This window comes from Allobaculum sp. Allo2 (assembly GCF_022701175.1).
Taxonomy (GTDB): Bacteria; Bacillota_I; Bacilli_A; order Erysipelotrichales; family Erysipelotrichaceae; genus Allobaculum; species Allobaculum fili.
Genome location: NZ_CP078088.1, coordinates 478,575 through 497,363, shown reverse-complemented (window position 1 = coordinate 497,363; position 18,789 = coordinate 478,575). Strand labels below are relative to the sequence as shown.

Below are 18,789 nucleotides of genomic sequence, written 5' to 3'. Positions count from 1 at the left end.
TAAATCGCCCGGCGGCATCGATCATAACAACGCTTTTCATGAAAGGCTCCACCAGGACAGTGGCGTCTCCCTGTCCAACGGAAAGCATATACACGTGATAAAAGGATCAAAATGCCATATTGCCGGATAAAGGCCAAAGAGCACCAGACAAAGCAGTGCTCTGCCCTTGCTCCATTTCCAGCAGATCGCCATCAGCACCATGCAGAGCAGCACGAAATACCAGAGCGGTGCCATTCCATGCAGATCGAAGGCTTCAAACGAAACATCCAGAGACGACAGGCCCTTCTCCAGAACCGTGCCCCACTCTTCCCAGAACAGACCGAGCAGACTCAGCAGGAAAAGCCACCCGAAGAGCTGCCTCAGCCACGTAAAGGCCAGCAGGAAAAACAAATTGACCTTGCCCGTAAAGGCGATCTGGCAAAGAATGCAGACACAGGAAGAAACAAAGCGCTTTGGACCGCTCCCTTCTACAAACCGCGTAAAAAACAAAATGGCGCCCGGCAAAACCAGACTCATGCTTCGTGCAGACTGCGGACAGATCAGAAGCATAGTCAGAATAGAAAAGGACAGGCGTTTAGCCCGATTTTCAAAGAGCGTTGAAGCGATCAGAAATACCGCCATGCGCATCACGGAAATCGAAACCGGAACGATCAGCGCAAATCCGCCAAGAATTCCAAACACCGCCAGACTGACCTGCGGTTTATACAGTCTTCTCGACAGCCGCTTTTTATTACCCCAGCAATCCCATCAGCGGCAGTCCGAGCGTCCCGATCCAGTCCAGTTCGTCTTTGTCGTTTATCCCGTAAATCAGCAGGCGATACAGCGACGCAGCTCGTCTCGAATTTACAAAGCGCCAGACTCTGGCTTTTATCGTTTCCGGTTCCTGTCGTCTGGCTTTTTCTGGATGAGCCAGATTCTGCGCCTGTGGAGTATTCTGATCGTCCTTTGAGGGGCTGCGCTGTAGTAAATCCCCTTTGCGCCACGTAGCGGCCAAAGCTGAACAGACCGATATTGTCCGCCGAATGGATGCGTTCAAAATCCGAAAGAAACACGGTCTGATCCAGAATGAAGGATTCCGGTTCATAAACGATTACCGAATCCCGTTTATTCGAAGCCATCGCATAGCCGGATCGAATTTCACAAATCCGGTATTCTCCCTCCTGCGGCACGCGCCGGGAAGCCGCGGCTGATCCCATGAGAACACCGATCGCGAAAGCGCCCAGTCCAATCCACACCAGGACAGGCCAGCCGTGACGAAATCGCCAGTTCAGCCATAAGGCCCCTGCCAGAATGGCAGCCACGCAGAGCCAGAATCGATCAATCCATAAAATCAGCCAGAAAGCGATCGCCAGGCATAGCCACGGCGCATCATCCTTGCCTTTTGGTGCATTCGCCCAGGCTTTCCCTTTTTCCCACCCATTTTTCCAGCGGCTCTGTCCTCGATTTGAGCGGGCCGATAAAGCCGCAGCCGCTGGATCGACTGTCTGCGCGCGTGTCCGTTTTCTCACAGCGCGATTCGATCCTTCAGCTTTTCAAACTTCTTTTCGCCAATGCCAGGCACTTCCATCAGATCTTCCAGTTTGAAAAAGCCATGTTCTTCGCGATACGCCAGAATTTTCTGCGCCGTCGATTCGCCGATCCCCGGCAAAGTCATCAGTTCTTCCTTGCTTGCCATGGTGATTCGAATCGGCTGCGCCTGGGGATCGGCTTTCTTTTGGCGATCACAATCACTTCATGCGCTTTCACTTCTTCCTGAAGGGAAACGCGGGAAAGATCCGCGCCTTCGGTTTTCCCGCCCGCTTCTGCAATCAGATCCTGAATCGTCGCCCCATTTTTGATCGTGTAAACATCCGGAGCGACGACTTCGCCTTTGATTTCCGCTTCAATCGTATCGGGCGCCTGCTTCTCTAACGGCATCAGAGAAAGTCTTCCCGAAGACGACAAGAGCAGCAGAGCACAAAGACAGAACGGTCCGCTCATTTTCTTCAGCCACTTCATATCCAGATATACGAAAGACTGTCCTTCAATATTGTTTTTTCCTCTTTGAAGCCGTTTTGTTTTGAATCCGTCGGATCCGACTATCTTTCTATACGGCAGAACGGCAGGCTGAACGCACAAAAAACGGATCCATTCCTGATGATGAATCCGTTTTTCTCGAAAGATAAAGCTCAATTGTGCTGAATTATCGGGAAATCGATTTAATCATTAAGCGAATTCCGACAATCATAAGAACGATCGTTCCGCCCAGCTCAAGAAGGGCGGGAGCAGAAGCCAGCAGTCCATTTAAGCTTCCCATCTGATTTTCAAGAACCATCAGTCCGCCCGTCAGCACTGCCGCATTCGTAACGGAAGCGGTTAATGCTTTGGATACTTTTGTTTTCGACAGATGATTTGCGATAAAGGAAGCAAAGGAATCCTCTGAACTCGTCCCCATAAAATGAGCCACCAGAGATACAGGAATATTCAGAACCGCCGTTCCGGCTATCGCGCACTGCACGGCTTTAAGCAGAATTTCCCATGTGCTGTTGCTCTTGCTCCAGGTGACCAGATAGTTATTCAGAATTACCCCGCATCCAAGCGTGAGAATTCCAACAATAATTTTGCCGCCTAAACCATTTCCTCCAGTTTTGGGGATGTACTGTGAAATGAGCGAAATTACAAACAGAAGGCAAACCAGTTCTGCACATTCTGTGAAAAACAGGGTCTTGTCATTCGCATAAATATCGTGAATCCCCGCGAAATTTTCCAGCTGATCCACGAAAGGCAATCCTTTAATATTGATGAAATCCCCAAAGCAGGCAATGATCACCAGGTAAAGAATCATCACTGCAATCAAGCCTTCAATTACTTTGTCGAACCCGTAATCATCGGAACCCGCCATTTTAAAAAACAGTGCGTTCAGAAAGACGAGTGCGAGAACCATAACGATCACAGTCAAAATAATGTCCATAATCTCCTCATTTCCAGCTGTACATTCTGGCTGACCCGGCTTTACTGCACAATCGAAACTCTGCCAGAGGCGTCCACGCAGCACATCTTATCGGTATAGACTTCGATGAATTGGTAGCCCCCGCATAGCCAGCGACCTGGCTTTTTCCATTCCATTTGGAAGAGGCTCATTTCTTTTGTAGTGGGTGATAATTCCTCCCGCATAGTCGAGAGAATGGACTTCATAAGGAACCCCTAAATAGCACTTGCTGACAATGCCCAGCATGAGCCTTCCAGCTCAATATCCGGAAGTTCGGCATTGATCTGGTTCAGAATTTCTTCTAACTGATGACGGTTATGAACATGTCCGCCGGCGTCCAGTTTGTGAATCAAATTCATATATTCACTGGAGCGCTTTTTCGCAGCAGTCTTTCCCGCTGGGCCATGTCAAACTGTGTTTTTGTTCTGCTCTTCGGTTTCGAGGCAGATAAGGTTGTTTTCGCCTGCTCCTGCGGCTTCTTCAGCATTGGAATTGGCACAGCAACTCTCCTCCATTCACCTTTTATTGCACTCTCTTCAATTGCATTCTCTGCTTCTGCATGACTTTGCATCGGCTGTCCAGGAAGGCTTACAAATTCAGCCCGATCGCAGCAGCTCCATGGATCGATCCGGGTAAAAGCGTTTCCTGTCTTTTCCGTCAGAAAATAAGCACTTAGATCAGCACTTTACGGCGGCGCTCGCCTTTTTCTCGCTCAGTACAGAGTCGCCGATTGGTTTTCCGGATGCAGGAACCGCTTTTCTTTTCCCCAGTTTCGTATAGCTTCAATTTTTTCCGGACTGGTCTGAGAAAGCGGAACTACATTTTCAAAAGCTTCTACGATATTTTTCGCATCCAGACGGAACTCGGAATTTGCGAGTTTGCGATAAGCGAGATCTCGAACTGTGGATTCCAGATCGGCTCCTGTAAATCCATCGGTGATATCCACAATCTGGTCAGCAAATTTTCCGGTAAAGTTCACTCTCAAGTACTTTCTCATGTAAAGCGTCAGGATATCACGCCGCTCATCTGCCGTAGGAAGATCCACAAAAAAGCTCGTCAAATCGGCCCCGGCGCAGAAGTTCACTGGGGAGCATACTGACGTCATTGGCTGTGGCTACTACAAATACTGGTTTCTTGCATTCCTGAAGCCAGAACAAAAACTGTCCGACCATACGCGTGGAAACCCCGCCGTCTCCAGACGGGCCTGTTGCACCGGATAATCCTTTTCGATTTCATCGATCCACAAAATGCACGGCGCTACGTTTTCTGCGGTTGTCAGCGCATCTTTTAACTGCTGTTCGGTCTGGCCGACATAGCTTCCCTGCACAGTCGCAAAATCGAGCCGGTATAAAGGCAATTCCCAGTTTGCGGAAATCGATTTTGCGGACAGTGATTTTCCGCATCCGGGTACTCCGACCAGAAGAATTCCTCTAGGCGGCTGAAGTCCCATCGCCCGTAAGAACTCCCTCTTTTCCGGAGTCATGAGGCTCTTCTTTTCATCCAGCCATTTTTGCAGACCAGCCAGACCGCCGACATTTTTTACCGATGGATCGACTACGATTTTTTCCAAACCAGAAATATCGGAGAAAAGCTTGTCTTTTGCATACCGGATTTCCACAAGATCGGATTTCAGAACTTCTCGTTTTGCGATCAGCGAAACCAGAACATTTTCTGCTTCGACCTGCGAAACGCCAGCCAGGGCCATTGCTGCTTCTTTCACGTCGCTGTCATCCCATTCGACGAAAATCGAGCTCCTGTAGTCGTTCAAAACCCGGTTGATAATTTCATACATTTCTTCTTCGTCAGGAAGGGCCACGTCAATGAGCATTCCCTGACGCTGCAAAGTATTCCAGAGCGTGTTGGTCGTCAGCAGGATAATCTGACCGCCCGTTTCATTAGCTAAATTGACCAGAGCCAGAAACGCCCTTGAATCCGAATTCTCTGTACTCAGATCCGGGAGCTCGGTGAATACTATGGTTAAATTTGAGCGTCTTGACATTTGTTCAGTAATAAATTCCAAAGCAGAATAAAGAGACTTATCGTCAGTCGCTGACTTTTTGGTTTTTAAGTCATAAACCCCTTTTGTAGACGTATGAACAAAATAAGGAATTTCTTTCTCTTCACTGACTTCTCCAAGCATGTTTAAAACTCTGGCAATTTCTATGGAATGAATAGTTACCAGCGGTATGCGAGCCGTCGCGTATTGAAGCATGCTTTTTTGCTTCCTGTAGGGCGCTCATATGATTCTTACTTCCTTTCAAGCTTTAAAATGGTTCACTTTATTATTTCGAATCAGGTATCCCAACTTTCCGGTCCTGTCGCTTTTTGCGGATTTTTCCAGCGAACTCTGGAACGTATCTGCCTGTTTTTAATCATATCCATGTACTGAATTCGATAGTTTTCCGGCACCGCTGGAATGTTCACGGCCTGATAAAGAAATTCAATCTCTTTACGTAAAGTATGTAAGGACTGGATTATGGCTCGTTCATCCGAAGCATGGGCCATGTTTCGAGAAAACGTGTCATTGGCAGCATTGAGCCGATAATTTACAGCTTCTACCAGTTTCTCGGAAAAACGCTGAGCAACTCCGCTTTGCCAGGACAGGGTCCCTCTATGAAGAATATCGATAATCTCTGCATTGCGAGAGCATCGCTTCAGTTCTTCAAAGACAGGTACCCATTCATAATATGTAGCCGGCGCTTTCATCCTTACTTATCCCTTTTCTTGCGATTGATCATCAAATGAGGCGGCTCAATATCCCAGTCTGGAAGGCCTTTAGCCAGCGCGGACTGTTTTTCCATGCTATCCAGCATCGATTGCAGGGCAAGATTCGATGCCTCGCCCACAGGCTTTTGAGGAGCGGATTCCTGCTTTGGACTTTCGGTAAAGAAATTATCAAATTCAAGTACAGCAGCGTCTTCTTCAAAGGCAGCAGGTTCTTCAATTTCTTCTGCCGGCTTCGCCTGAGCACTGCTGGAGGTATCTTCCGGGAAAGGATTTTCCGTTTCCTGAAGATCTGGTAAGGATTCGAATGTAACCTGCGGGAAAGCGTCCAGAACTTCCTCGCCGGTTACGGACGGCTCTGTCTGGTCATTCTGAGGATTTTCCGTCAGTCGATGTCCGCATTGTGTACAGAAAATACAATCCGCGTTTACCGAAGCTCCGCAGAATGGACAGATATTTACGCTATTATTCGGCATATAAATTACTGATCCTCCTAGACTAATACCGATTTTCCGTTCTCGGTAAGATTCTTTACGTATTCGCTTGGAGTGATCGCCTCCAGGAAATCCAGAACCTGAGCACTCACTGCATCCTCTTTGGCAAATTCAGCACGGAAATCTACCACTTCAGCGCAGAGGGCACGTAAAGCCTGTGTTCCCTTTTCAATACGCTCATTAATTTGCTGATTAACTGCTTCTCTGCCTTTTTCGACAGCATTCTTTTTGCTGATATGCTTTACGACCAGAATGCATCCAGCAATGACTGCGATCAGACCGAACAGCATGCTTCCGGATACGAGCATGATCAGGCCAATTACTGCAATGGCGATCCCGCCGTAAAAAGCCACGGTATCCCCAGCTGTAAGTTCATACTGGGCAAGCTGTTCCGCTCTGACCGTTTCCATATTTTTTTAAGCCCTCGATCAATTCGTTTTCATTCTCCCCGTCTCTTGTTGAGCAGGAATATCCATCGACCGATAAATTGATCTCATCAGGAACGTTCGCTCGATTTCCTGCCACAACATCCTGATATCCTTCAAGAATCCATTCTTTAGACAGCGAAATAGCGAACTTCTGGGTGGAAGGGGACGCATGGGAAATTTCCGGCTTCATTGCCGAATCGGTCAGCAGCTGAGTGAAATCCTTCTTCTCCTCGAAGGCCGTTTCCTCGATCTTCATTTTCTTCTGAGCGAGTTTTTCGTCCCCGCCATTATCGATAATCAGCTGTTCAAACTTTTCCTTCTTTCTCCAGGGCAGTTCTTCTTCATCGAACTCGGTAACCAGAGTTTCCAGAATCTGATCCAGCTGTTCCTTGAGAGATTCCGTTGATGATTGCTTTTTATAAATGCTGTCAAAATAGTTATAAATCGTTGTGTTCAGTATGGCGCCAGCCATCACATCGCTAAGCTGAGGCCAGGTGGAAGAACAGGCAGGCAGATACGTATATCCCTTTCCCGCATATTTCTTTTTCTTCAGCAAAATTGCGGATGCCCAGTTCTTACGCTGTGTTTCGACAAATCCAGGTTTATCCTTCAGGTGATTCAGCCACTTTTCCATTTGCGCTGTAACCAGACCTTTTGTATCCTGCCCAAGAAGCCCGCTCGCATAAGCATCCAGAATAATAACCGCATTACGATTCAGGTTTTCAGAATCCTGATTTTCCATGAATCGGCTTACCCACTGGAGCGTCGCCTGTTTGCGGTCAGCTCTGCGCGTTACAAGCGAGAAAAACAGTGAAGTTTTCTCATCATCTCGGTGAATCGCTTCCTTAACCGCTCTATCCGCCAGGGGTTTGTCATCCGAAATCCAGGCGGCTAAGGCAACCAGACACGGTGCCAGCCAGTAGCGGGGCGCCTCTACCAGTAAATTTTCAGAAATTGTAGAAATTGTTCCTTTTCGGACCAGATCAAGGTCGGTCGCCTGTAAAATTCCGATACAGCTGCGCCGAACTTCATCGTAATGTCCGTATTCTTTTCCAGTTCCTGACGAATGGAAATGATCGTAGTTCTTGCCTGCTGCAGGCGATTCGCCTTCAGCTGAGCATCTACGTACTTGAGAAATTCTCCCTTTAGTTTCTCTACTTCGTCGTATACCACGCGTACGTTTGAATCGACGTTCATAACGTGTTTGTTCGTCGTCACTACATCTTCATGAACGACGCGAATCCCGTCACTAAGAACCTCTAAATTCTTTCCAATGGTGGAAAGATCTGCAGTCTGAATGATTCTGTCAGCCATTATTTCCTCTCCCTTTGAAACGCGCCTGCCTTAGTAACCCTTGCAAGCCAAAGTACAACCGATTCAACACAGGTTTGAAAGCGGTTCGAATATATTTAACTTATTACCATTCATAATGAATTTCATAATATTTTTTATTTTGAAAGAGATTGCTGGATTTTTAATGAATTGAACATGTAAACGCCGCTTTTGGGTCCTTCTTCATTGCGTTTAGTCCTTCCATCAAAATCGTTGCGTTTCATTCTTCAATCAAGATAATCTACTATGGTTTTGTTTTTTAACAGGCATGGAGATCGATGAAATCCATCTTCCAAATTCTCGTTCTAAACTAGTCAGGCGAGTCTCAGACGGTATTCCAGACATTTCAATTTCCTTAAATGCGCGAAAGATCGACGCCTTCGGTTTCCCCGCCGGCGGCCACAATCAGATCCTGGATCGTCGCACCATTTTTTATCGTGTACACATCCGGGCGGGCGGCTTTGACTTTGATTTCTGCCTGAATCGTATCGGGCGCCTGCTTTTCTAACCGCATGGGAAAAAGTCCTCCCGAAGACGACAAAAGCAGCAGGGTGCAAAGACACAGCGCTCCTCACATTTTCTTCAGTCATTTCATATCCCGATATACAAGTCTCTGTCCTTCAATTTCGTTCTCTTTCTTTTCAACTTTCAGGTAATGGCTCTACCCTCGATTAAAGGCTGTTTCCTTCATAGATAAGTTCCTTCGCACTACCCTTAGAAAACAAGAAATCCGTTAAAAAAGATCAGATAGCAAAATAAAAAACGTGTCATAACTTAGACTTTTGAACTTTCTTCTTTTTCCAGAATAAGGTAATGGCAGTTGCACATTACGATTGCGATTTGGGAGTGAATTGGTAATTTTCGAGGCCGATATTGTCCCGAAAATCGAGGCGGATATAATTATTGAAAGAAAAGCGGTTCCAAAAGGTCTACCTTATGGAACCGTTTTTATATTCTCGATACCTTCTGTAGAAGGTTGTTTTTTCATTCCCGACTGCTCCAGAGCTTCATTCAGGGATAATTCTTTCTTTTCCCACTGACATACCACGTATTCAAAGTTCTGCGGAATCGGCTTTCTTGGCCACCCAAAGGCTTTTCCTCTGGCTTTGGCGGCGGCAATTCCTTCTTTCTGCCGTTCTTTGATGGCGTTTCGTTCCGTTTCTGCCACGAAGGAGAGCAGCTGGAGAACCAGATTGCTGATGAGCGATCCAATCAGATCGTTCTCTTTTCGGGTATCCAGAAGCGGCATTGTGATCACAAAGATATGAACGTGATATTCCCTGGTCAGCAGCCGCCACTGCTCCAGTATTTCTTCAAAGTTCCGGCCGAGCCGGTCAATACTGTGGATGACCAGCAAATCCCTGGCTTCAGTACGCTAAGAAGTTTCTGGTATTCGGGTCTTTCGAAGTTTTTACAGGAGGCTTTATCGAGAAATACTCGATCGATGTCCATACCCGTTAGTGCATCCATCTGTCGGTCTTCACACTGATCCTTTGTGGAAACGCGAAGATAGGCATAATTCATATTCATCACCTCAGCATGGATAATCCCATCCTGAGCGAGAAATAAGGTGTCTTATGAATCCGGTCTCCAGAAAGTTCCGTCAGATCGCAAAGTGGTCCTCCAAAGTCCCTGAGAGGGACCATAACTCTCAGAGCAAAACCAGAATCAGCTGCCCCATAATTTTCTGCACCGTCTTCTGACGAACTGATCGTCAGTTTTTATATTTAGTAGCAAGTCTGGGTAGGATAAGCCTTACCAAGGTTCACAACCAATCCAGAAACAAGAATCAGGAAGTCCGATTTACCTGACAGGTAGTAACGTAAACCACTGGCTATACTGTTACTGAATACTTATGAAATCGTGATGACCGTTTGGATGGCACTGGCCGGCTTCGCGGAAAAGATCAGCAGTATTACATTATTCGAAGCTGCAGAAGACTGTCTGCGCAAACCGACCATCTCGTCAGTTCCTTTTCAAACGCAGCAAGAAACACTTCTAGTCCCGCAAGCGAGTTGGTGCAGAAGGATCCATCTCTAACCATAAAATGAGGAGGATACGAGCTATTCATTCTATTAAGTTACGGGACAAGTGAGGACGTGAGTTTTACCACATGAAAAAACAGTCCTGTACGGACCGATTCTGGTTTTCTTCAAGGTAAATCCCCATGAAAATCAGAAAGATCCCAGGACTGGCTTTTGCCAGACGGAATGGAAGTACGCCAGTAAATCCGGCGCTTCGGAATTTTTTCAATTGGCTGTTTGTTTATTTTGGTTAGTTATGCGCCATAGGCGGAGTCTCTTCAAGCCAGTCCAGATCTATGTCCGAGTAGGCAATAACCGGTGTATACCAGACGATGCCTTCGTCCTTCCAGCCAACAGAAATCAGATACTCTTTTTCCTTCGTGTTAGAGGTGAGGTTATGACGCCCAGCTTGTGCGTTCGGGTTGTACTGCCGGTAGACTGGCGTATCTGTCTCAGGTGAGCAGTACCAGGCGGTTCCTTCCTGGGTCCAGCCAAGTTTGCCAAGCGCATCGTATTCTTTTTATCCATTGTGAAATGATGATCGCCGGCATTTGGATCATAGAGACGATAGACCGGCTGTCTGGACGTGTCCGATCCCAGCCAGCCATAGCCTTCGCCTTGCCAGCCCTGATCAATCAGAAACTGGCGTTCTTTCTTATCGGAAGTGTAAAAATGCTCGCCTGAATTCGGGTTATACAGGCGGAAAACAAACGGATCGTCCGATACCACAAAGTTCATGAAAAAGTTCATATCCACAAGTGCTGGCAGCCCATCATTTTTAAACCGTTCACAGGTTTCCTTCGAATATTCCAGTCCATAGTACATATAGTAGTTACCAGCCTTCTCGACGTGCAGCACACCGTCTGCATCGACCTCAATCACGCCCGGACGATTTACCCAGGTAACGTCATACTCTACTGGAACACCCTTGTAATACGTCTTCGTGAACTCCAGCTTCAGCTTGTCTCCAGTACGAAGGTACTTATCACCTTCGTTGAGAAGCTCAAAGTCATTATCTGCATCTTCTTCTTTAGCCGGAGTACGGCGAACGGCCTGAGGCGAATCCTCAGCCGCGTAAACAGGGGCCATGAGGCTGCCCATGTCAAGCGACAGGACCGCCAAAGATGACAACAGTTTGTTCATGCTGTTTCTCCTCCTTTGTCAAGTAATGCATATCTCCACGATAGCATGATTAGAGCTGGCTCCTGATTATGCAGGCAAGGTATGTATAGACATACGGACTCTTGTCCCCTTTTCCGCTTTTTGTGTTTCGAGTTAAGCGATTTCACTTGGTTTGCGTCCTGAAATTCCCCTCAGAAAGCCCCTGATTTTTCCGAACTTCGAGCCCCGTGTTCCTGTTTTCGACCTTTTTCCGCTTCTGTTACAGACGAATCCGATCGCGAAGCTTTTCATACTTTTTCTGACCGATACCCGGAACGTTCATCAGCTCTTCGACGCAGGTGAAAGGATGCAGTTCACGATAGGCGAGAATCCGGCTGGCGCTTGCTTCTCCAATGCCCGGCAGTTCCATGAGCTCGTTTTGATCGGCGGTATTGATGCTGATTCGATCAGGCTGGCCGGATTCCGTTTTCGCCCGTATGAAAATCACTTCCTGAGAACGCACTTCCCGTCCAAGCGGCCAGTCGTCTGGATCCGCACTGTCTTTCAGACCGCCGGCGACCGCGATCAGATCCTGGATTGAAGATCCGTTTGGGATCGAATACAGACCCGGATGGAGCACTTCGCCTTCAATCTGGACTTCTATGGTTTCCGGTTTTTGGCGTGAGAGAAAGACGGGCGTATTCCGTCCAACCAATGCCATCCCAAGCAGTCCGGCAAACAGAAAAAATCCAATGTTTTTATACAGTCTTCCCATGTCCATTTATACGATCCATCTCTTTTTCAAAACGGATGCATCGGTTTGCCGTCATAAGCATGCACTGGAATCTTTGGGCATTTTGCTTTTCCTTACCCAGTCTTTTTCAGATACTGACGAAGAAAGAGATGGCTCAAATCTGTTGAATTTTTGTATCTGGCCCATACCCGGATGGAAGATTTACACAGGTCCTTAAGCACCGGAGTCATTTTCATTCTTTCCCCTCCAGGATCATGCCTCTGCCTTTTGGGCAGACGATCCAAATGGCGTGCAGCCTTTTCAATTGCCTCTTTTTCGAACACTCTGTCCTTTTTGGTCCCCTCAGGCCGCCGCACCCATTTGGGTTTTCTGTGCTAAACAAAAACCGGATCTGCCGCTCGTAAGAGAAGATAAATCCGATTTTATATTGGTCCTGCGTTCTGGAGGTGCAAAAAATGGCCAGCTGCGAGGCTGCTGAAAAAGTCTCTTTAAATTCCGGCATACATAAGTAAATTGTATGTCGGAATTTTTATTTGCCTGGAGTATCCGCACCGATGATAGAATTTATTAATATTTAGAATTAATTTTATTATATATTATTATATAGTATTTATAGGATGGTGAAGTTTATGCTGAATAACTCGAATACTCTGACTCTTAGCTACAGCCCTTACCTTGATCTTTACGACATTTTGATTCCCAAAACGAACTTCTGGCGAATGCTTAAGGAAAATGTCGATTTTTCCTTTATTCGGGACATCGTTGGCGAGAACTATACACAGGATTATGGAAGAACGGCGGTCGATCCTGAATTTATGCTTAAGCTTTTGCTTCTTAAAGCCGCTCACTTGCTCTCCGATCGTGATTTGATCCATAAGGCAACCTTCGACCTCGAAATGAAGTTCTTTCTTGGTCTGGATCCTGAAGAGACGAAGATTATCGATCCCTCTCTTCTTTCCAAATTTCGCTCTACTCGTCTCCCACAGGACCTTGTTCTTGATGACCTCATCAAAAGATCGGTCGATCTGGCACTGGAAAAAGGGGTTATGAGCGCGAAAAATGGAATCATTGTAGATTCAACGCATTCAAACTCTCGTTTTAGACATATCTCTCCCAGAGAAGAGCTTCTCAAACGCTGCAAGGCTGTGCGAAAAACAGCTTATTCTTTTGATTCTTCCCTGACAGAACAGATGCCTTCGAAGAAGAAGGCAAATTCGGACTGGTTGAAGACGCCGTTTCCTATTGCGAAGAGGTGATTCAGGCTATTCAGAACAATCCGCAGCTGGCTCAGGTGCCGGCTGTCGCCGAAAGAATTCATTACCTTCAAGAAGCGATGGACGAAATTTCCGTTGAGCTTGAGTACTCGAAGGAACAGGATGCCAGAGTTGGACATAAAACTGCGGACTCCTCCTTCTTCGGCTTCAAAAGCCATTTGGCTATGACACCCGAAAGAATCATCACTGCAGCGGCGATCACTTCCGGAGAAAAACACGATGGAAAACAGCTGGAAGAACTCATCGCAAAAAGTCGTGAGAATGGAATTGAAGTCGAAGCGGTCGTCGGAGACGGTGCTTATGCAGAAAAAGACAACCTCGAATTCACCCAAGAGAACGGAATTAAACTCGCTGCCAGGCTCAATGCCACGGTGACTCATGGAACACGCAGAGAAGAAAACAAATTCGAATTCAACAAAGATGCCGGAATGTACGTTTGCCCAGCTGGACATCAGGCAATCCGTAAAGCGCGGGAGGTCAGAAAAAGCCAAGAATGGATCGAATACGCAGGTTGAAACATATTACTTCGATGTAGAGCGCTGTAAACACTGTCCGCTCAAAGAAGGGTGCTACAAAGAAGGAGCAAAATCAAAAAGCTACTCCGTCAAAATCAAAAGCGATATTCACCTTGAGCAGATGGCGTTCATGGAGACAAAAGAATACCAGGAACTGATGCATGAGCGTTATAAAATCGAAGCGAAAAATGCCGAGCTTAAACAGAACTATGGATACGGTAAGGCGAGCGGAGGCGGGCTGAATTCAATGAAACTGCAGGCGGCCGTTACGATCTTTCTGTCAAACATCCAGCGAATTTTTAAGCTTTCGGAAAATCCCTGGGATAAGTGCGCCCAAAATTCGGAAAAACGGACTTATCCACCGAATAATGGGGATATCTCTCCCCATTACCGGCTTTTTGTAAGCGTCAAATAGAACCCGTCTAGCGCCACCCCTCCGATCTCGGAAAATTATTCTGAATCGGAGGTTTTTATGCAACTCGAAACCCTTATGAAGTGGGAAACACTTCTCGAAGATTTCTATCTTCATCCCGAACTGACTATGAAACAGTTCTGTCGGACTCGAGATCTGGACTATACCCGTTTTCGACGCATGGTTCATTGCGTCGAATCGGTAGAAAAGCTTGAACAGAAAAAGGCGCCAGAGCTTTCAGATCTGGCGTTCTTCAAAGTCGTCATTCAGGAGGAAAAATAAGATGGAATCAAAATTCAGCTTCACCAATCGCTCAAAGGGCCGCATCAAGTGCCTGTACTATGACGGAACGGGAACCTGGCTGTTCTACAAGGTTCTCAACTCCGGACATTTCGACTGGAGAATTACAGGAGATGGGATCGTGTCGATCACATCCCAGCAGCTGAACTGGCTGCTGGACGGTCTGAACATGGATACGGGAAAGGTCTACAAGAAAACGACTCCCTGTTCCTCTGATCTGACGATTCTGCATATCCTTTCGATACAATCTGCTTATACTAAATAAGAATAATATTAATTTTATAACATTCAATATTAATTGATATAGATGGAATTATATGATATAGTTAAGGCATGAAAAATGATTTCTCCAGCCTGCTCCGTCTTATTCAAAGCCCGGATGGAGTGAAACAAGAAGATGTTTTAGAGATGTTCAAAGATGCTTCCAAAGAAGAACTTCTCAAAATAACCGCTCAGATTTCCGAGATGTTCAATTACAACTTCATCAAGAGAATCAAGAGCAGGAATGAGCGGTTTGGGACTTCTTCGGAGGGAATGCCTTCTCTGTTTGAGAACCTTCCTGAAGGGCATCTTGATGCCAATTCTAAAGCAGCGTCTGTCCTTGAGAATCTTTCTCAAGAACAGGAGGATGAGGAAATCGTTCAGACTCAAAAGGGCAAAAGAAAACTCTTCACGACAATATCAATGATCTTCCTAAGATCACCAATACCATCGAACCGACCGGTCCAGAGTTTGAAGCGGTTAAAGATAAATGTGTCCAGCTTAAGTCTGTTGTTTATGACCAGATCGTTCACGTTCCTGCACAGTGGTATGTACAGCGCGATATTTACCCTGTTTATTTGTATGAAGACGAAAACGGAGAGACACATATTTTCCAGGCTAAGCCAGAAACATCCAAGCTGTTTCCAGGAAGTTATGCTTCCCCTTCTCTGACAGGGAAAATCATTTCCGACAAAGTCGTGCTTGGCCTTCCGTTCTACCGTCAGGAGCAGGATGTCAACAGGCAGGGGCTCTATCTGACCAGACAGACAATGAGCAACTGGGGAATAGAAACTTCGGAACAGTATCTGGAGTCGATATACAACCGCATGGTAAAAGATCTGAAACACAGCGGACACATTCATATGGATGAGACGCCTTTACGCGTATTAGAAAGCTCGAAAAGCGGGGGCAACAAGATGGGGACCATTATTGTTACCCGTACCAGCTGGGCGGAAAATCACCAGCTGGTCGTTTATCACGCCACCGAGCGCAAAGATAAGCAGGCGTTTGCGGATTTCCTTTCTCCGGACTATTCCGGAACAATCATCTGTGACGCAGCGGATGTACACAGGATATATAAGGACGCCACGCTTGCCTTCTGTATGGCGCATGCCAGACGCAAGCTCACGGATCACCTCAAAACACGCAGGGATTACAAAGCGTATCTGAAACTGAGTGATGAAGAGAAAACGAAGTTTCTGGAGGAGGAAGAGAACCTGGGCCTGAGCCTGACCCTGAAAGCCCTCGCTCTGTTCCAGAAGCTTTATAAAATCGAACGGACAGCCAAAAATCTGCACGAAACCCCTGAGCAGATTCAGATCCGCAGAGATAAGGAAAGCCGTCCCGTGTTCGAAGCCCTCGAAGCCCTGATGTGGAAAATCTACGATGGCGCAGCCCCAAAGTCAGAATTGAAGAAAGCTGCAGAATACTTCGTCAAAAATCGAAAAGAATTAGCTGCTTTCTTAGAAGACAGAGCAACTCCAATCGATGACAATGCGTGCGAGCGAATGGTGAAGCCATTCGTAATGGCCAGAAAGAACTTCCTGTTTTCCAATACGTTCAGAGGAGCCAAAGCCACAGCCATCTGCTTCACGATCCTGCAGAGCGCTATTCTCAACGGCCTGGATCCAAGAAAGTATCTGGTCTATGTTCTGGATGTTTTATCCACACAGGGACTCCAGGACCATATCGTTGAGGGGCTGCTTCCATATTCGAAAACGCTGCCGGCTGATCTGTATGTGGAAAGGGAAGAAAATTAGAGAGATCCGAAAAAGCCAGAAGAAATTCTGGCCTTTTCTCGTGGCCAAACGCTTTTCGCAGACAAAAGCCTTCAAACTGCTCAACCAGCAGCCCACTGGGCAGTCGGTCGAGCAGTTTTTATAAAGAAGAGCGCAGACGTCTTCACGGAAATTGTGAAGGAGTCTGCGCTCGATTTCTAGACGGGTTCTATTTGACGCTTACGGCTTTTTCGAAAATTATCATGCACATATCAAGCACAAAACCCAACGAGGGCGTCTTTGACGCAACTTCGCTGGGTTTAATTTTATTTCACGGATTTTATACTTCAAAAAACGGGACTTTTTCAGCAGCCTCCCAGCTGCGGGCCGTTTTATTTTTGGTCGATTGCGGCGCAGGTTTACTGCTGAGCGAGAGCCGAGCGAACGAATTCAAAATTCCCTGCTCGTCACGGCTGCCGGCGGATTCGGCAACGAGTTCACCGTTGACGAAGAACGTCAGTGTCGGGATGGATTCAATTCCATAAGCCGAAGCGATCTGTTCAAACGTATCAATTTCGGTCCGGGCAACGGCGATGCCTTCCTCATTGAGGGGCTTGCTGGCGGCATCGAGCGTTGGATAGAAAGCTTTGCAGTGGGGGCACCAGCTGGCGTAAAACTCCATCAGAACTTTTTGATTGCTGTTAATAATGTCACTGAAATCTTCAGTACTTGTAACTTGCTGAATCATCGGAAATACCTCCCTTGTTCTTTTTATTATGAATAGACAAAAGGCGGTATTAGAGTCATTTGCCCGCTTGAATTCAGGGCATTTCCAGGACGTTTCAAGGCATGAATCCGGCTCTAGCGAAGCACTTTTCGAATCAGCGAAGCCATCCAGGGCTTGCGGTCGTTATAGCGCAGCGGCAGATCGAGAATTTTCACATCCGGCTTTACGGCGACGCTCTTAATATGGGAGAACGTTTCATAGCCCCATTTGCCGTGATACTGTCCCATGCCGCTCGCTCCCATGCCGCCAAACGGCACGCTGTCGGAAGCCAGCTGAATGATGGTGTCGTTGATGCAGCCGCCGCCAAAGGGCTGAACGTACTTCATGTACTGCTTCTGCAGACGGTTGCGGGTAAACAGATAGAAAGCAAGAGGCGTCGGCTTATCCGCGAGTTCCTGCATCATCTGACGGAAATTCGTGAACGTCAGCACGGGAAGAATCGGTCCGAAAATCTCTTCCTGCATAACGGGGTCGTCCCAGTCGACATCCAGAAGGACGGTCGGCTCAATCTGAAGGGTCGTTCCCCTCGCACGGCCGCCGATGGCGACCTGTTCGGGATGAATGTAGCCGATCAGGCGTTCATAATGCGCCGGTGAAATGATCTTGCCGATGCGTTCCGGACTTGGATACTGTCGACGGATTTCATGCATCAGTGCAGCCATGAACGGTTCGAGAACCGAATCGTGTACGAGAACGTAATCGGGAGCCACACACGTCTGGCCGGCATTCAGGAATTTTCCGAAGACGATGCGGCGCGCAGCCAGGGCCAGGTTGGCGCTCTCATCGACAACAGCCGGTGATTTGCCGCCCAGTTCAAGTGTCAGCGGCGTGAGATGCTTCGATGCAGCTTCCATGACCATGGATCCGAGCTTCTTGCCGCCTGTAAAGAAGATATAGTCAAAATCTTCTTCCAGCAGCGCTTCGATTTCTTCGCAGCCCTGCGTAAAGACGGTTACATAATCCGGATCGTAAATATTTTGAACGATCTCGGCAATGACTCTGGATGTTTCCGTAGCCGCATGGCCGGTTTTCAGAACGACTGTGTTGCCGGCTGCAATGGCTTCCGCCAGAGGTACCATGGCCAGATAAAACGGATAGTTCCACGGAGCCATGATCAGGACCGTGCCGTATGGAATGCGCACCGTTTCATAGAGTGCGGGCATCTGATGAAGCGGTACCGTGTGGAGATGAACCCGGGAAGCGGAACAGAGATGGCGAATCTGATAGCGGATGGCTTCGAGAACCAGGCCTATTTCGCTCATCCAGCTTTCATCTGCGGATTTCCCCAAATCCGCATAGAGCGCCTGTTCGATGTTCTTCTGCTGAAGGAGGATTTCGTCGTACAGCCGCTTCAGCTGCTTTCCTCGAAACAGCAAGTCCAGCGTTGTGCCGCTTTTGAACAGTTCCTTCTGGCTGGCTACCGCCTGTTCTACGGATTGTTCTACTGATTGGTCCATGTGGGCCTCCTTTTCGTTTGCATTTTTCTCGCCATGCCTGCGGGCGAATAACAGTATTGTATTGGAATCTATCCTTAACAATGAATCGTATTCCCGAAAAAGAAACCGGCAGATTGCCGGTTGTGTGCTGAAGTCCTGTCTTTTTGAACGGTTTATCGTCCATTGTACGAAGCGTCCTCAAAAGTGCATGTCAAAGCGGACAGGGCGCTCTTCAATTTCTCCCATCCGCATCGCGGAATA

The 18,789-nt window shown here is 47.3% G+C and carries 21 protein-coding genes and 3 pseudogenes; 4 read left to right on the top strand and 20 right to left on the bottom strand.

Annotated elements, in window-relative coordinates; translation table 11 throughout:
• Positions 1 to 36: 36 nt before the first annotated feature.
• From KWG61_RS03025 to KWG61_RS02945, 18 genes and pseudogenes are all read right to left on the bottom strand, one after another.
• A complete protein-coding gene (locus KWG61_RS03025; protein ID WP_242744893.1) occupies positions 37 to 681 on the bottom strand; it encodes a hypothetical protein in 645 nt (214 codons plus the stop codon).
• Positions 651 to 1,508, bottom strand: coding sequence for a hypothetical protein (locus KWG61_RS03020; protein ID WP_242744892.1), 858 nt, complete (start codon positions 1,506 to 1,508; stop codon positions 651 to 653). The genes KWG61_RS03025 and KWG61_RS03020 overlap by 31 nt, the downstream gene beginning before the upstream one ends.
• Complete coding sequence (locus KWG61_RS03015) at positions 1,505 to 1,654, bottom strand: helix-hairpin-helix domain-containing protein (protein ID WP_242744891.1); 150 nt, start codon at positions 1,652 to 1,654, stop codon at positions 1,505 to 1,507. The genes KWG61_RS03020 and KWG61_RS03015 overlap by 4 nt, the downstream gene beginning before the upstream one ends.
• A complete protein-coding gene (locus KWG61_RS03010) occupies positions 1,654 to 1,998 on the bottom strand; it encodes an SLBB domain-containing protein (protein WP_242744890.1) in 345 nt (114 codons plus the stop codon). Before KWG61_RS03010 ends, KWG61_RS03015 begins: the two co-directional genes overlap by 1 nt.
• A 184-nt stretch (positions 1,999 to 2,182) precedes the next feature.
• Positions 2,183 to 2,950, bottom strand: coding sequence for a hypothetical protein (locus KWG61_RS03005; RefSeq protein ID WP_230266475.1), 768 nt, complete (start codon positions 2,948 to 2,950; stop codon positions 2,183 to 2,185).
• Positions 2,951 to 3,183: 233 nt separating this feature from the next.
• Positions 3,184 to 3,327 (bottom strand): hypothetical protein, encoded by a 144-nt coding sequence (locus KWG61_RS03000; RefSeq protein ID WP_242744889.1) that lies wholly within the window; start codon positions 3,325 to 3,327, stop codon positions 3,184 to 3,186.
• Positions 3,328 to 3,680: 353 nt separating this feature from the next.
• Positions 3,681 to 3,965 carry a hypothetical protein gene (locus tag KWG61_RS02995; RefSeq protein WP_242744888.1) on the bottom strand — a complete coding sequence of 95 codons (285 nt, stop codon included), beginning with the start codon at positions 3,963 to 3,965 and terminating at the stop codon, positions 3,681 to 3,683.
• A 25-nt stretch (positions 3,966 to 3,990) separates the two neighbouring features.
• On the bottom strand, positions 3,991 to 4,140 hold the full coding sequence (locus tag KWG61_RS16995; protein ID WP_367614247.1) for an AAA family ATPase: 150 nt from the start codon (positions 4,138 to 4,140) through the stop codon (positions 3,991 to 3,993).
• Entirely contained in the window at positions 4,086 to 5,180 is a 1,095-nt protein-coding gene (locus KWG61_RS02990) for an AAA family ATPase (protein WP_242744887.1), read from the bottom strand. The genes KWG61_RS16995 and KWG61_RS02990 overlap by 55 nt, the downstream gene beginning before the upstream one ends.
• Before the next feature lie 80 nt (positions 5,181 to 5,260).
• The gene (locus KWG61_RS02985) at positions 5,261 to 5,674 is read right to left on the bottom strand and encodes a hypothetical protein (protein WP_242744886.1); all 414 of its coding nucleotides are present in this window, start codon (positions 5,672 to 5,674) and stop codon (positions 5,261 to 5,263) included.
• A gap of 2 nt (positions 5,675 to 5,676) precedes the next feature.
• Positions 5,677 to 6,168 carry a zinc ribbon domain-containing protein gene (locus tag KWG61_RS02980; RefSeq protein WP_230266470.1) on the bottom strand — a complete coding sequence of 164 codons (492 nt, stop codon included), beginning with the start codon at positions 6,166 to 6,168 and terminating at the stop codon, positions 5,677 to 5,679.
• A 17-nt stretch (positions 6,169 to 6,185) separates the two neighbouring features.
• Complete coding sequence (locus KWG61_RS02975; protein WP_242744885.1) at positions 6,186 to 6,596, bottom strand: hypothetical protein; 411 nt, start codon at positions 6,594 to 6,596, stop codon at positions 6,186 to 6,188.
• Positions 6,559 to 7,356, bottom strand: a complete 798-nt coding sequence (locus tag KWG61_RS02970) for a hypothetical protein (RefSeq protein WP_242744884.1) — start codon at positions 7,354 to 7,356, stop codon at positions 6,559 to 6,561. The genes KWG61_RS02975 and KWG61_RS02970 overlap by 38 nt, the downstream gene beginning before the upstream one ends.
• Positions 7,357 to 7,547: 191 nt before the next feature.
• On the bottom strand, positions 7,548 to 7,928 hold the full coding sequence (locus KWG61_RS02965; protein ID WP_242744883.1) for a hypothetical protein: 381 nt from the start codon (positions 7,926 to 7,928) through the stop codon (positions 7,548 to 7,550).
• A gap of 373 nt (positions 7,929 to 8,301) precedes the next feature.
• The gene (locus KWG61_RS02960; protein ID WP_230266467.1) at positions 8,302 to 8,460 is read right to left on the bottom strand and encodes an SLBB domain-containing protein; all 159 of its coding nucleotides are present in this window, start codon (positions 8,458 to 8,460) and stop codon (positions 8,302 to 8,304) included.
• Between the two features lie 420 nt (positions 8,461 to 8,880).
• Positions 8,881 to 9,416, bottom strand: a pseudogene (locus KWG61_RS02955) (recombinase family protein).
• A gap of 804 nt (positions 9,417 to 10,220) precedes the next feature.
• Positions 10,221 to 10,708, bottom strand: a pseudogene (locus KWG61_RS16990) (hypothetical protein); the annotation flags it as partial.
• A 643-nt stretch (positions 10,709 to 11,351) separates the two neighbouring features.
• Positions 11,352 to 11,792: a helix-hairpin-helix domain-containing protein gene (locus KWG61_RS02945; protein ID WP_242744881.1), complete on the bottom strand. Its 441-nt coding sequence runs from the start codon at positions 11,790 to 11,792 to the stop codon at positions 11,352 to 11,354.
• A 662-nt stretch (positions 11,793 to 12,454) separates the two neighbouring features.
• Between KWG61_RS02945 and KWG61_RS02940 the strand changes: the two are divergent.
• From KWG61_RS02940 to KWG61_RS02925, 4 genes and pseudogenes are all read left to right on the top strand, one after another.
• A pseudogene (locus tag KWG61_RS02940) lies at positions 12,455 to 13,921 on the top strand (IS1182 family transposase); the annotation flags it as partial.
• Between the two features lie 165 nt (positions 13,922 to 14,086).
• Positions 14,087 to 14,308, top strand: coding sequence for a hypothetical protein (locus tag KWG61_RS02935; RefSeq protein WP_230268117.1), 222 nt, complete (start codon positions 14,087 to 14,089; stop codon positions 14,306 to 14,308).
• Position 14,309: 1 nt separating this feature from the next.
• Positions 14,310 to 14,591 carry an IS66 family insertion sequence element accessory protein TnpB gene (gene tnpB, locus KWG61_RS02930; RefSeq protein WP_242744880.1) on the top strand — a complete coding sequence of 94 codons (282 nt, stop codon included), beginning with the start codon at positions 14,310 to 14,312 and terminating at the stop codon, positions 14,589 to 14,591.
• 415 nt (positions 14,592 to 15,006) lie between these two features.
• Positions 15,007 to 16,347, top strand: coding sequence for an IS66 family transposase (locus KWG61_RS02925; protein ID WP_367614319.1), 1,341 nt, complete (start codon positions 15,007 to 15,009; stop codon positions 16,345 to 16,347).
• Between the two features lie 298 nt (positions 16,348 to 16,645).
• Here KWG61_RS02925 and KWG61_RS02920 read toward each other — a convergent pair whose 3' ends face one another.
• Together KWG61_RS02920 and KWG61_RS02915 are read right to left on the bottom strand one after the other, a co-directional pair.
• Positions 16,646 to 17,053 (bottom strand): co-chaperone YbbN, encoded by a 408-nt coding sequence (locus KWG61_RS02920; protein ID WP_242744879.1) that lies wholly within the window; start codon positions 17,051 to 17,053, stop codon positions 16,646 to 16,648.
• A gap of 113 nt (positions 17,054 to 17,166) precedes the next feature.
• Positions 17,167 to 18,630, bottom strand: coding sequence for an aldehyde dehydrogenase family protein (locus KWG61_RS02915; RefSeq protein WP_256460762.1), 1,464 nt, complete (start codon positions 18,628 to 18,630; stop codon positions 17,167 to 17,169).
• Positions 18,631 to 18,789: the final 159 nt, after the last annotated feature.

Coding starts and splice junctions, on each gene's coding strand:
- KWG61_RS03000 (WP_242744889.1), bottom strand. CDS start 3,327: ATGAATTTGATTCACAAACTGGACGCCGGCGGACATGTTCATAACCGT.
- KWG61_RS02945 (WP_242744881.1), bottom strand. CDS start 11,792: ATGGCATTGGTTGGACGGAATACGCCCGTCTTTCTCTCACGCCAAAAA.
- KWG61_RS02990 (WP_242744887.1), bottom strand. CDS start 5,180: ATGCTTCAATACGCGACGGCTCGCATACCGCTGGTAACTATTCATTCC.
- KWG61_RS02935 (WP_230268117.1), top strand. CDS start 14,087: ATGCAACTCGAAACCCTTATGAAGTGGGAAACACTTCTCGAAGATTTC.
- KWG61_RS03015 (WP_242744891.1), bottom strand. CDS start 1,654: ATGACTTTGCCGGGGATCGGCGAATCGACGGCGCAGAAAATTCTGGCG.
- KWG61_RS02970 (WP_242744884.1), bottom strand. CDS start 7,356: ATGGAAAATCAGGATTCTGAAAACCTGAATCGTAATGCGGTTATTATT.
- KWG61_RS02920 (WP_242744879.1), bottom strand. CDS start 17,053: ATGATTCAGCAAGTTACAAGTACTGAAGATTTCAGTGACATTATTAAC.
- KWG61_RS03010 (WP_242744890.1), bottom strand. CDS start 1,998: ATGAAGTGGCTGAAGAAAATGAGCGGACCGTTCTGTCTTTGTGCTCTG.
- KWG61_RS02965 (WP_242744883.1), bottom strand. CDS start 7,928: ATGGCTGACAGAATCATTCAGACTGCAGATCTTTCCACCATTGGAAAG.
- KWG61_RS02975 (WP_242744885.1), bottom strand. CDS start 6,596: ATGGAAACGGTCAGAGCGGAACAGCTTGCCCAGTATGAACTTACAGCT.
- KWG61_RS02960 (WP_230266467.1), bottom strand. CDS start 8,460: ATGCGGTTAGAAAAGCAGGCGCCCGATACGATTCAGGCAGAAATCAAA.
- KWG61_RS02995 (WP_242744888.1), bottom strand. CDS start 3,965: ATGAGAAAGTACTTGAGAGTGAACTTTACCGGAAAATTTGCTGACCAG.
- KWG61_RS02985 (WP_242744886.1), bottom strand. CDS start 5,674: ATGAAAGCGCCGGCTACATATTATGAATGGGTACCTGTCTTTGAAGAA.
- KWG61_RS03005 (WP_230266475.1), bottom strand. CDS start 2,950: ATGGACATTATTTTGACTGTGATCGTTATGGTTCTCGCACTCGTCTTT.
- tnpB (WP_242744880.1), top strand. CDS start 14,310: ATGGAATCAAAATTCAGCTTCACCAATCGCTCAAAGGGCCGCATCAAG.
- KWG61_RS16995 (WP_367614247.1), bottom strand. CDS start 4,140: ATGGTCGGACAGTTTTTGTTCTGGCTTCAGGAATGCAAGAAACCAGTA.
- KWG61_RS02980 (WP_230266470.1), bottom strand. CDS start 6,168: ATGCCGAATAATAGCGTAAATATCTGTCCATTCTGCGGAGCTTCGGTA.